This is a genomic window from Paenibacillus sp. M2 (genome assembly GCF_046713495.1).
Lineage (GTDB): Bacteria > Bacillota > Bacilli > Paenibacillales > Paenibacillaceae > Paenibacillus > Paenibacillus amylolyticus_B.
Genome location: NZ_CP169648.1, coordinates 6,132,870 through 6,145,356, shown reverse-complemented (window position 1 = coordinate 6,145,356; position 12,487 = coordinate 6,132,870). Strand labels below are relative to the sequence as shown.

14 protein-coding genes are annotated in these 12,487 nt (G+C 42.8%); 9 read left to right on the top strand and 5 right to left on the bottom strand.

The genetic code is table 11. The features are described from left to right. Positions 1 to 71 precede the first annotated feature (71 nt). The 7 genes from ACETMN_RS28120 (at position 72) to ACETMN_RS28090 (ending at position 6,572) form a co-directional block, all read left to right on the top strand. Positions 72 to 773 (top strand): potassium channel family protein, encoded by a 702-nt coding sequence (locus ACETMN_RS28120; RefSeq protein WP_076211287.1) that lies wholly within the window; start codon positions 72 to 74, stop codon positions 771 to 773. Positions 774 to 799: 26 nt separating this feature from the next. Beyond that, entirely contained in the window at positions 800 to 1,588 is a 789-nt protein-coding gene (locus ACETMN_RS28115; protein WP_411735434.1) for a TrmH family RNA methyltransferase, read from the top strand. A 262-nt stretch (positions 1,589 to 1,850) separates the two neighbouring features. After that, positions 1,851 to 2,609, top strand: a complete 759-nt coding sequence (locus ACETMN_RS28110) for an SDR family NAD(P)-dependent oxidoreductase (protein ID WP_091020770.1) — start codon at positions 1,851 to 1,853, stop codon at positions 2,607 to 2,609. 62 nt (positions 2,610 to 2,671) lie between these two features. Beyond that, a complete protein-coding gene (locus ACETMN_RS28105) occupies positions 2,672 to 3,757 on the top strand; it encodes an alkene reductase (RefSeq protein WP_411735433.1) in 1,086 nt (361 codons plus the stop codon). 307 nt (positions 3,758 to 4,064) lie between these two features. Beyond that, a complete protein-coding gene (locus ACETMN_RS28100; RefSeq protein ID WP_411735432.1) occupies positions 4,065 to 5,063 on the top strand; it encodes an NADP-dependent oxidoreductase in 999 nt (332 codons plus the stop codon). Positions 5,064 to 5,124: 61 nt separating this feature from the next. Further along, positions 5,125 to 5,703, top strand: coding sequence for a TetR/AcrR family transcriptional regulator (locus ACETMN_RS28095; RefSeq protein ID WP_411735431.1), 579 nt, complete (start codon positions 5,125 to 5,127; stop codon positions 5,701 to 5,703). An 86-nt stretch (positions 5,704 to 5,789) separates the two neighbouring features. Then, positions 5,790 to 6,572, top strand: coding sequence for an SDR family NAD(P)-dependent oxidoreductase (locus ACETMN_RS28090; RefSeq protein ID WP_091020773.1), 783 nt, complete (start codon positions 5,790 to 5,792; stop codon positions 6,570 to 6,572). A gap of 4 nt (positions 6,573 to 6,576) precedes the next feature. Here ACETMN_RS28090 and ACETMN_RS28085 read toward each other — a convergent pair whose 3' ends face one another. From ACETMN_RS28085 to ACETMN_RS28065, 5 genes are all read right to left on the bottom strand, one after another. Further along, complete coding sequence (locus ACETMN_RS28085) at positions 6,577 to 7,155, bottom strand: class I SAM-dependent methyltransferase (RefSeq protein ID WP_179198690.1); 579 nt, start codon at positions 7,153 to 7,155, stop codon at positions 6,577 to 6,579. Positions 7,156 to 7,189: 34 nt separating this feature from the next. Continuing rightward, complete coding sequence (locus ACETMN_RS28080; RefSeq protein ID WP_373419914.1) at positions 7,190 to 8,047, bottom strand: ATP-binding protein; 858 nt, start codon at positions 8,045 to 8,047, stop codon at positions 7,190 to 7,192. Positions 8,048 to 8,282: 235 nt separating this feature from the next. Further along, complete coding sequence (locus ACETMN_RS28075) at positions 8,283 to 8,963, bottom strand: response regulator transcription factor (protein ID WP_091020774.1); 681 nt, start codon at positions 8,961 to 8,963, stop codon at positions 8,283 to 8,285. A gap of 57 nt (positions 8,964 to 9,020) precedes the next feature. After that, positions 9,021 to 9,587 carry a class I SAM-dependent methyltransferase gene (locus tag ACETMN_RS28070; RefSeq protein WP_091020775.1) on the bottom strand — a complete coding sequence of 189 codons (567 nt, stop codon included), beginning with the start codon at positions 9,585 to 9,587 and terminating at the stop codon, positions 9,021 to 9,023. 41 nt (positions 9,588 to 9,628) lie between these two features. Then, on the bottom strand, positions 9,629 to 10,132 hold the full coding sequence (locus ACETMN_RS28065; RefSeq protein ID WP_091020776.1) for a DedA family protein: 504 nt from the start codon (positions 10,130 to 10,132) through the stop codon (positions 9,629 to 9,631). Between the two features lie 855 nt (positions 10,133 to 10,987). Between ACETMN_RS28065 and ACETMN_RS28060 the strand changes: the two genes are divergently transcribed. Continuing rightward, positions 10,988 to 11,575 carry a sigma-70 family RNA polymerase sigma factor gene (locus ACETMN_RS28060; protein ID WP_091020777.1) on the top strand — a complete coding sequence of 196 codons (588 nt, stop codon included), beginning with the start codon at positions 10,988 to 10,990 and terminating at the stop codon, positions 11,573 to 11,575. Continuing rightward, positions 11,562 to 12,311, top strand: coding sequence for a DUF3600 domain-containing protein (locus tag ACETMN_RS28055; RefSeq protein ID WP_091020778.1), 750 nt, complete (start codon positions 11,562 to 11,564; stop codon positions 12,309 to 12,311). The genes ACETMN_RS28060 and ACETMN_RS28055 overlap by 14 nt, the downstream gene beginning before the upstream one ends. The last annotated feature ends 176 nt before the right edge of the window (positions 12,312 to 12,487 follow it).

The following is a 12,487-nucleotide window of genomic DNA, read 5'->3' as shown; positions in this document are numbered from 1 at the left end:
CGCATTCAAGTTTATCAGGCTTTGTGGTATACTACGAAGGATTATTTACGTTAGCATGGGTATCCGTAATGATGCGTCATGCTGAAGTGCAGCGGGAGGTTAAGACCCTAATGGCCAAGAAACAGTATGCCGTAATTGGCATGGGACGGTTCGGATCAAGTGTTGCCAATGCACTGAGCGGTATGGGATTCGATGTGCTGGCAATTGATGCGGACGAGCAGCGGACTCAGGAAATGTCCAATGTGGTGACCCATGCGGTATCGGCAGATTCAACAGATGAAGAAGCGCTGCGTGCGCTGGGCATACGAAATTTCGACGTTGTCGTTGTGGCAATTGGTGAAGATATACAAGCGAGTATTCTGACAACATTGATATTGAAAGATATGGGTGTACCGGTGCTGATCGTAAAAGCTCAAAATGAGCTTCATGGTAAGGTATTGCAGAAGATTGGGGCGGATAAAGTCATCTATCCTGAGCGGGATATGGGACTGCGCGTAGCCCATCATCTGACCTCACCTAATATACTGGATTACATCGAATTGTCTGAGGATTATAGCATTCTGGAGATGAGAGCTTCCGAGCAGATGATCGGCAAAAACCTGATGGAATTAAACATTCGTGCACGTTTTGGTTGTAATGTGATGGCGATCCGCAGTGGGAATTCAATGAACATCTCGCCGTACGCGGAGGACCGGATCGAAGCTGGAGATGTGCTGATCATTGTAGGTCACAAGGATCATTTGACGAAAATGGAGCTTGCATATCCGAAGTGATGGATGCAGATGGGAAGGATGGAAAGATGGATATTGTATCACCGCAAAATACACGTGTAAAAGAATGGGCACAGCTGCTGGAGAAAAAGCATCGTACCCGTCAACATAAATATATCATTGAGGGCATTCATCTGGTACAGGAAGCGTTGCGCGCAGGAGCAGATCTGGAGTGTATTGTGTACGACGGAGAGCAAGGCGTACCTAGCGAACTCGCCGGACTTGAGAATCCGCTACAGCGTGTGGAGTGGGTCAGTGTATCTCCAGCGGTTATCGCCAAATGTACGGATACGATGACACCGCAGCCTGTATTCGCAATTGTGCGTAAAGGCAGTGAGCCGCTGGAAAGCCTGATTGCCGGAGCGCGCGGGCTTGTTGTGGTGCTGGACGGAGTGCAAGACCCAGGGAATGTAGGAACCATTATTCGTAGTGCGGATGCAGCTGGTGCAGCTGGGGTCGTACTTGGCGCGGGCTGTGCTGATGTATATAACCCGAAGACGATTCGTTCGACGATGGGGTCATTGTTTCATTTGCCTATTGTGGAGGGCCAGTTGGAATCCTTGCTTCCCGAAGCGAAGGCAGCGGGCGTGAAGCTGGTAAGTACTTCTTTGCAGGCAGAGCATTCATGTTATAGTTATGATTTTACGCAGTCGGTATGGCTTGTCATTGGTAACGAAGGCAAGGGTATCTCGGACGCTACGGCAAGTTTGGTGGATGATGCGATTACGATCCCGATGCAGGGACAGGCAGAGTCGCTTAACGCGGCAATGGCGGCAACGATTCTGTTGTTTGAGGCCATGAGACAGCGGATGAGATAGGTAGTAATATAGCTCACATTTTGTGAAAAATGTATGAAGACTGGATACTGGTTGAAGATTGATTAAACCAATTCCAGTCTTTTTTAATTCTCATGTGAGTGCGTTCGAAGCAGATTCTTTAAACAAATAATTCTTTACTGTTCGTTCTAGAAATGATATGCTAACAGCAAGTTAGTTCTAACTGTTTTTTTTGCACAATAAAGAACGATCGTTCTCAAAACTGAAATTACACTAATTTAAAGAATATGAGGGAGAGAATGAGATGAAATACACCGTAATTACAGGAGCAAGTTCAGGGATTGGATATGAAACGGCATTGGCATTTGCAGCACGGGGCAAACACTTGATTTTGGTAGCTAGAAGATTAGATAAGCTTGAAGAGCTTAAATCGACTATTCAGGGTATCGATCCTAATGTGAGTGTTATCGTTCACACAAGTGACCTGTCTGTTAGCGCAGAGGCGTACACGCTATATAACGATTTGAAGGAATATGAAATTGAGACTTGGATCAACAATGCAGGGCTTGGAGAAGGCTCGTTCATTGCTGAACAGAATTTGGATAAAGTGGAGACCATGCTGCGTGTTAACATCGAATCGTTGACCATCCTTTCTACACTGTATGTGCGAGATTATGCGAATGTCGAAGGGACACAATTGATTAACGTCTCATCCGCACTTGGATATGCCATTGCTGTAGGCAGTGTTGCTTACTCTGCATCAAAATACTACGTAAGTGCCTTCACCGAAGGTCTTGCCAGTGAACTGGATCTGAAAGGTGCAAAACTAAAAGCGAAGATCCTGGCACCAGCGATCACGGAAACAGAATTTGTTCAAAAATCAATAGATGCTGAAGGATTTGATTACAAAGCGAATATGTCCAAATATCATACTGCTAAAGAAATGGCAGGCTTCATGATCGATCTGTATGATCGCAACGATGTGGTTGTGGGGATTGTAGACCAGAACTATGATTTCCAACTGACAGGTGCAATCTACCCGGTGATTTCAGAACTAGGTTAATTCAGAAGCATCCACCAATACATCCTTCACCAAATTTCAAATAAGAAGAGGAGTACATCCAATTGAAAAAGATATGGAGTAAAACAAAGGTTGGCAACATGGAATTGCCTCATCGACTAGCGATGGCCCCTATGACACGCAGTCGGGCGCAAGAAGATGGTACACCTGGAGAGTTGGCGGCACTTTATTATGCTCAGCGTGCGACGATGGGACTTCTGATTACGGAAGGTACACAACCTTCCGATGATGGACAGGGATACTTGTGGTCACCTGGCATCTACACCGATAAGCATATTGAAGGATGGAAAAAGGTAACGGATGCGGTGCATGAAGCTGGCGGATATGTTTATATCCAATTAATGCATGCAGGTCGCATGTCACATCCGGATAATACCCCGCATCATCGCCAACCGGTTGCTCCATCTGCAATCGCACCGGGTGTAGAAATGTTTACGGCTACAGGGATGCAGGATATCCCCGTTCCCCGGGAATTGAGTCAGGAGGATATTCAAACGACCATTGCCGATTTCCGAAAAGCAGCTGCCGCAGCGATCGAAGCAGGGGCGGATGGCATTGAGATTCATGGGGCCAACGGATACTTGATCAATCAATTCTTGGGAGAAAATTCAAATACACGGACAGATGAGTATGGCAGGTCTATTGAAAATCGTGCTCGCTTTGCGATTGAAGTAACGAAAGCCATCGTGGAGGAAATAGGTGCAGAACGAACTGGCTTCCGAATTTCGCCTGGGACACCACTGGGCGGTATTCAGGATGGTGAACAAGGTCCTGAACTCTATCGCTACCTTGTAAAAGAATTAGCTCAATTGGATCTGGCGTACCTTCACATCATGCATCTTGGAGACGAGGACCTGCTGCAAGACATTCGTTCAATTTGGCAGAATCCATTGTTGGTCAACCGGGCCGGAAGAACGTTAGAAGATCTCAGTGCAGATCTAGATCGTGGTCTCGCTGATCTGGTACCGATTGGTGTATGGTCTTTGGCCAATCCGGATTTGGTGGAACGTCTTCAACAAGGTGCATCACTGAATGAAGCAGATCCTGCAACCTTCTTTGGTTCAGGAAGTAAAGGGTACACAGATTATCCTACGTTGGATGAATTGAAGTCACAAGAGGGGCAACACTAGCACCAACCATGGAGCATGGCGTACAACTGAACCTTGTTCGCCATGTTCCTACATAAGTTGAACGAATCATTTACACGATAACGTAGAGGACAGAAAGAACCTGAAAAAGCGAAGCTACAAGCTTTCTGAAAGAAAGCTACTTCGGAAGCATACACCTCGCCTTTATCACCGGATTTTCCCTTTAGAAAGGGGATCAAAAAAATCTGGGGATAACAGCGATTGGAGGGTTGTTCTGTCATCGTAGTGTCAGTGTAAATAATCTTTAGTTCAACTTATATAGTTTATAAGCAAAGGAAGAGGATAAATGATGAAAGCAGCTCAAATACAGAAATACTCCAAAAAAATCCAAGTGGAAATCAATAATATCGAGATACCTCAGATTCAGAGCCATGAGGTCCTTGTCAGAGTAAAAGCAGCGGGTGTAAATCCGCTGGATATCTTGAATATGAATGGCAGTGTTCGGATGATTGCTGACTATTCGTTACCTCTAACTTTAGGCAATGAATTATCAGGTGTCATTGAAGCTGTTGGTGATGATGTTTTGAATTTTAAAGTGGGCGATTCGGTCTACACAAGGTTACCTCTGAATAAAATTGGTGCTTTTGCTGAATATGCATCTGTACATGAGGATGCTTTATCCGTTATGCCTGAAAATCTGTCTTTTATCGAAGCTGCTGCAGTACCTCTTACTGCCCTGACCGCGTATCAAGCATTGCATGATGTACTCCGAGCTGAACCGAATAAAAAGTTGTTCATTCCTGGTGGAACCGGCGGTTTCGGTTCGATGGCTATCCCGATTGCCAAGTCCATGGGATTAACAGTGATTACAAGCGGAAGCGAAAGAGGCAGAGCACGTGCACTATCTATTGGAGCAGATCAATTCATTGATTATAAAACTCAACATTATGCTGACATTCTGTCCGATATCGATTATGTGATCGACACCTTGGGTGCGGATGAGATCAAAGCCGAACTTAGCATTTTGAAACCACAGGGCAAGTTAGTCTCTTTGAAGGCAGGACCCAATTATCGCTTTGCAGTGGACAGTCAATTCCCGTTGTGGAAAAGAGCATTATTCGGTCTCGTAGGTGCACGCCTGGATTCTTTAGCGCGTAAGAATCAAAATGAATATCGTTTTTTATTCGTGCACTCCAGTGGAGTTCAATTGCAAGAAATCACAGCTCTTGTGGAAAAAGAAGACATTAAACCTTCGATCGATTCTACGTATACGTTTGAGGACATTGAAAAGGCATTGATCAAAGTATCAACGGGTCACTCCCAGGGCAAAATCATTCTTACCTTTTAAAGGCTCGTTAAGATCATACGTATGTTATTCAATGTTCGTTTTCTGAACAGGAGGGAAGCTAATGGCGAGAAGCAAAGAGTTCGATGAGTCTGTTGTACTGGATAAAGCGATGAGACTTTTTTGGGAAAAAGGCTATGAGAAGACGTCTATGACGGAGCTGGTTAATCATATGGGAATTCATCGTAAAAGCTTGTATGACACATTTGGCGATAAACATACCTTGTTTCTGAAGTCAGTAGATCTGTATGATCACAAAATCAGCTCTGCCCTTGCAGCAGGCGTAAAGCGTTCCAAAACGGCAACGGAAGCACTTCAGTTTATATTTTGTTCTTTAATGCATGGAGAGGAATCTCCAGCATCAGGCTGCTTCATTGTTAATTCGACGGTAGAATTGGCGTCACGCGATGAAGACATGAACAACCGATCAACGGAGATGTTTGCAAATACGGAGAAACTAATCAAGGACATTATGGTGTGGGGACAGCAAGAAGGTGAATTCACAACGGAGTACAACGCCGAGGTATTGGCGGAATATCTGCATAATGTAGGGGTTGGGCTAAGGGTGATGGCCAAGACTTCAACGACAAAGGAAAAACTTCTTCGTATATCGACACTATCTATGGATCTCATACTGAAGTAGTCTATTTTTTCACCATTATAGAATGTTCATTCTAATTGATCTTCCAGATGAAACATATTTTATAGAAAAGAGAGGCAGGTAACGATATGAGAAAGACAGTTCTAATCACAGGGGTATCGGGCGGGATCGGTAAAGAGTTAGCAGATCGATTTGCCAAAGGTGGACATCATATTGTGCTGGTAGCACGAAGCGAGGGTAAAATACAGGATCTAGCTCAGGAGTATCAGAAAAAGTATGGCATTCAGGCAACGGTTATTGCCAAAGATGTAGCGGCACCTGGGGTACCACAGGAGATTTATCATGAGCTGAAGGAAAAGGGCATTGTTGTTGACTATCTTGTCAACAATGCAGGTTTCGGTCTGTTTGGTACGTTTATGGAAACGGATATGGAACAAGAAGTTAATATGATTGACGTGAATATCAAGGCTTTAACCGTCATGACCAAGCTATTCTTGCCGGATATGATACAACGTGGACACGGCGGTGTGATGAATGTGGCTTCGTTGGTAGGTTTTTTCCCTGGACCGATGATGTCGGTATATTATGCAACAAAGGCATACGTGCTATCGTTCACTGAAGCTTTGGAGAATGAAGTAAACGGTACTGGTGTTACGGTGACAGCACTGTGTCCAGGTCTGACATCTACCGGATTTGTGGATCGTTCGGGTATGGGTGTCTCGAAGATGTTGCAGGGCCCAATCATGGAAGCGGGACAGGTGGCCGAAGAAGGGTATCGAGGTTTTTTGCGTGGCAAGACGTTAATTATGCCTGGTGCTCGAAACCGATTCATCGCGTTTATGCCGCGGTTGTTGCCGCGCAAGATGATGACCCGCATGATTAGATCCTCACAGGACAAAACAGGACATTAAACATTTATAGAGTGTGTCCTTCATCTTGTCTTTTACGACAAACATACACAAAAACAGGAGGAAAGTTGAAAGGCACAAATTGAATTTTCTCCATCTCAAATAACTCAGCTAAGTGTTTCCTCATATGAAGAGAGTACTGGTATAAAACTAATGTGCCTCCAGGTCGTAGCGCTGTATGGATCTGTGACAGGATGTTTTGTCTCATTTCTCTGGAAAAATTAAAAAAGGGCAGTCCGCAAATGATGCTATCCAACTGATGAACATGTTCTTGATTGATCCTTTTTGATAGATAAGATGCATTCGAATGGAACATGAATTCAGGATATGTGTTCTTCAGATTACTTCTCATTTTGGGGTCCCTTTCAAATAAAAACACGGTTGCCGATTTCGGTAATTGTGCTCTCATGAGACGTGTGATGGCTCCTGTTCCTGGCCCCAGTTCAGCGATGGTTCTAACCTCATCCCATGGTACAGACTGGACGATTTTACAGGCTAGAAATTTGGAACTGGGGAGGACACTGCCTACTCGTTTGGGGTTCTTCAGGAATCCTTGCAGAAAAAGGAGTGGTTCAGATGTTTTCATTGCGGTTTCCTCCATTATCAATGCTATTGATGTTTCACTGGATGTTAGAAGGCAAGCTTAGTTGGAATATAAATACGTTACGCGTATGTTCTAGTGTTAGAATCCCCTGATGTAACTCCGCAATGTTTCTCGCAATAGAAAGTCCCAGACCAGATCCTGATTGAATGCCTTCGCTATTCCTCGAATAATCCACCTTATAAAAGCGATCAAACAGTCTGTTCTTTTGTTCTATCGTTAGAGGCATGCCTTTATTCTCTACTTCAATGGTAACGTGATTAGGCTGCACACTCATTCGAACATGAATTGTGCCCGGTTTAAAGGAATACTTCAGTGCATTCATGAGGAGATTGTCGATGGCTCGTGCAATCTTATCACTATCCAGAGAGACCATAATCGGAGCCTCACCAAGTTTTTTTTCAATACGAATCCCATGTTCCTGAGCTAAAGGTTCGAATTCAAACAACAATTGATCCAATAGCTGACGTAGGTCAACCTTTTTCAAATTCAATTGGGTATTCACTGCGTTAAGACGTGTGTATTCAAATAAATCATCAAGCAGCTTCTTTAAATGCGTTGCTTTGTTATGGGTGTTCTGGATGAAACGATCATACTCTGCTTTGTCTTGAAATGATTCTGATTTGAGAAGCTCAATATAACCAATTATGCTGGTAAGCGGTGTACGCAGGTCATGTGAGATGCCAGTGATCATGTCCATCTTGGATTGCTCCAGTTCGCGCTCCTTGATGATCTGCATCTGTAACTGTTCAGTCATGTGATTAATGTTGGAAGCGACTCGCCCAAGTTCATCTTGTCGATTAACGGGCACCCTGTAATTCAGATTTCCTTCGGATATGAATTGAAGCCCTTTCTCTAATGTAATGAGATCTCTCACAATTTTTCGTGTGGAAAACAAAAAAATTAACGTGAAAATTACGATGAAGATTGGTGTTAAAACATAAGGAAAAATGTGAAGAAGTGAAGGCCAATTAAATCTTTCACTAATTTCTGCGGCAGCTATGATCAACATATTATTTACACCCACAGAGCCAACAAATGAAATCAATAAACTGATCAACATTTGATATAGGATGTTAATCTGTATCTTTTTTTTAAAATGTGGTAATGGTTTAATCAATTTTATATCCCACTCCCCATACCGTTTTAATGTACTGAGGTTCGCGCGGATTTGCTTCCAATTTCTCTCGCAGGTTACGAATATGAACCATCACCGTATTATCCGAATACCCGTAAGGTTCTTTCCATACGGTTTCGTAAATTTTCTCGGAGCTAAATACTTGTCCAGGATGGCTGGCGAGCAGCACCAGAATGGAAAACTCCAGTGGTGTAAGTGAAATGTCATTATCTTTGAGCTTAACAGAATGTTTACTCGTATCAACGACAAGGTCTTTAATCAGGAGAAGTGAATCAAATTCAGCTTTGCCAATGAGTGTTTGACGTCGGAGCTGAGCCTTAACGCGAGCCAGTAATTCTAACGGATTAAACGGTTTGACCATGTAATCGTCGGCCCCGGTAGTTAGGCCCGTGATTTTATCAATGTCTTCTTCCTTGGCGGATAACATAATAATGGGAGTGGGTGATACTTCTCTTATTTTGAAGCAGGCTTTGATTCCATCCATAATGGGCATCATAACATCCAGAATAACGAGTTGAACCGATGTTGTATTGATAATATTTAGCGCTTCCTCACCATTGGCTGCTTCAATGACCTGATATCCTTCGTTACGTAAATAGACATGAATGACATCACGGATATCGGGTTCATCATCAACAACAAGAATGGTACTCATGATTCAACACTCCTTAAAAATTAGGATAACATCAGTGTAAACGATAGCCAGGAATGTTTAAATTGTTTCCTTTTTGCGACAGACATAAACGAACGCAGGTGGGATATTCAAAGGCACTAATTCTATTTTTTCGATGATAAAGTGTTCGGATAATAATTTTTTCATTTGAAGTGAATATTGAAAGGCGATGAATAATCCTCCGGGTTTTAGTGCCTTATGGATCTGCTCTACCAACGTATTTCTTAATTCAGGCTCAAAGTTGAAGAAGGGCAACCCGCTAAAAATGTAATCGAGTTGCTGAACGCCCTCTTGATTCATAGATTCTACCAATCGAGCGGCGTCTGGATAACAAGAGAACTCCGGGTATGCCATCTTAAGAGTATTCCTCATCGTTTCGTTCATCTCAAACAATAGGACTTTGGTGGAATCCTGTACTTGTTGATGAATATAGCGAGTGATAGGACCTGTACCCGATCCAAGCTCGGCGACTGCTTTTGCCTCTAGCCAAGAGGCTTGCTTCACCATTTTGCTGGCGAGAAACCGGGAACTGGGTATGATACTGCCGACATGTTTAGGGCTTTGCAGAAAGCTTTTCAAAAATAAAACAGGTTCATTGGAATTCATAGGGGTTCCTCCATAATGTGATGTTATGTTATCCAAACCAGTTAGAAATGTAATAAATGAAGCGTCGATAGTATGGGGCCGCCGAAGTAAATTCCCGCTGTAAAATACGTTATGGTCCATAACAAAGCACTGGAATAGGAGATAATAGCAAATTTTCTATACTGGACGCCGCTCAGCCCAATGACCAAAGGGAGAACATACCGCACGATTGGAATGAACAAACCGATGCACATCGCCCAATTGCCACTCTTATTCAGGATGAGTTCAGCCTTGACGAAGTGTTTATGATGTTGAAATCTGTGTTTTATCTTGGTTCCAAATAACTTCCCTGCAAAATAGGCAAAGGTAATGGCCGTTAATAGTCCTGATAAAATACAGAAATATGTGATCCATGAATTGATAACTCCTGTGTGGCTCAAAATGGCACCGCTGATAATCGTGATTTCATTTGGAATTGGAATTCCGAAAGGCCCTAATGAGAAGGCAAAATAAAAAATCAGATATCCATACTGATGTAGTAGCTCTAAGATCGTATTACTGATCATTGTTTTGCCTCCTCTCTTGTCGATATAGCAATCTTAATGAAAAAAACTAAGGAATTAATGAGCATAATTCTGAAGAAAATCTAAAGAATACATAAGCAAGGCCAAATAACTTACGTTTAAGAGAAAAAAGCCTTGCCAAATTAATGGCAAGACTTGAACAGGTAGAACAATTCAGGAGCGGTGATCAAGTGATTTCTGAATATCAAATAAAGTTTGTCTCCAAAAGGAACGTATGAGCGAGCTCGAGTTGAATACCTATATCTTTATATGCAAGGAATTGGATGAGCATCAAAGAAGAGCCGAGATGTCATAATGACGACTCAGCTCTTTTTGATGTCCCAGGGGAGTAGACTTCTTTAAAATCAGTTTATTGTAGGAAGTAGAACCATCTGAGTTTGGCACCAGCAATAAAAAACAAAACAATCCACCCCCACAAAAACAACAAACGTAAAGGTCGTGGAATCAGGAGATATTCTGAGTACAATTTGCTGAAAAGTTTCATTACAGTAGTGACCACCCCTGCTAAGTTACTCCCTTATAACCGCTTTCGAAAGAAAAAGAGATGATAAGATAACCAAGATCCCAACAAGTCTGTATCCCGTGGGGTAGGGCTCAAGGTTTGTTCTGGAGATTATAAATCAGACGATCGATATAGATAATATCAAAAGACCAAAGGGGATCTTATAACTCAGATGCAGAACCTCCAATTATATCAAAATTAGGTATATTATATCATGATAAACACCAGAGGACATTTTTGTATCAGATTCAGCCGTACCTACTCATTCAATAAATAAATCGAACGATATGATGCTGGCATGCCAATATATAGTGTAAGGAGGAGGGGGATGGATAATGAGTGAGCAAGATGAGTACATAGAACTTGTAACGTTAATACGGGCGGGGCATGAAGAAGCATATGGAGAATTATATGAGAAAACAGTGACGAGGATATATCACACTGTGCGATTTCTCATCAAGGATAAGTCTGACGCGGAGGATGTAGTACAGGAGATTTACATTCAGGCATATCGATCATTGGCGCGATATGATACGGAGCGTGCTTTTCGTCCCTGGTTGATGGGGGTGACGATGCGACAGGTTCAGAGTTATCGACGCAAAAGATTGATGCAGTTTCGGTTTGGCAAGCGGCTCGAAAAATCTGACGTGGGAATGGAATATGATTTTTCCACTGATCTGATCAACAAACTGGCAAATCGTCCTTTGCTGCAACAGGTGCGCCGTTTGCCGTACAAGCTGCAGCAGGTGGTTACACTTCATTATTTGAACGAATACACGCAAGAGGAGATTGCTGGCATATTGGAGATTCCACTTGGAACCGTGAAATCGCGTATACATGCGGCACTGGCAAAGTTGAGACAAAAAGAGAAGATGAATCCAAGGTTGCGGGGAAAGGTGGAGGATTTGCATGAAACTCGATGAACAGTTGCGGACAGCCTACCAGGAAGAGACTAAAGAATGGTCCGTTCCTGCGAGAATTAAACATAAAATGATGGATGGTATTCGAAGTGATTCTCACATTAGAAGAAATAAAAAAAGATGGCTGGTCACTGGGCTATTGGCTGTTGTACTCATTATCCCCACCGGAGCCTACGCAGGGTACACCTATCTCGCAGACGGAATATATGGTTCACAGGAAAATATCGCTGCTATGGGGGGAACAGCTGAGGATTATATGAGGTTGGAAGCGAAACTGCAGACGGCCAAGACGCATTTCAGTGAAGGAGAATTTATTCAATACATGGCCCTGCTGAAGAAAATGGGGCAAATGGCCGTGAAGTATGCCGATTCTCAAGGCAACATGCATCCTGAGCAGTGGAGTACAGAGGAGCAGGAACAATATAACCTTCTTGTAGCTGAGCTGGAACCGTTTTTCGAGAAGCTGGAAGCTGTGAGTGAAGGGTCTTCCAAAAAATTGATGGACGAGCAACAATTCTGGACGGAGCAGTTGGAACGGGCTGAGAAGACATTTACCAAGGAACAATATCGTGAGTTTAAGTCTGTCTATGAACAAATGAAGAAGTATGAAGCGATGATATTGGACAAGGATGGAAGCATCCATGAGGAACGCTTGTCAGCGGAGCAAAAGGATGATTTGAGGCAGCTAGAGAGACGTCTAATTCCCTATTTGAAACGATTGGAGCTCAATGTGCGTTGAGTTAGGCAATAAAGGATAATCATGAGTTTATGATTATTCTTTATTGCGATGTGCGGAAATAGAAAAGAAAGGAGGTTGATGAGAAAGACATAATAAGTACTTTAAATGTTTTTAGTTAAGTGAAGATCTTTTTTATTGGTTTAAAAAATAAAGTATACAAATGAATGAAAATATTG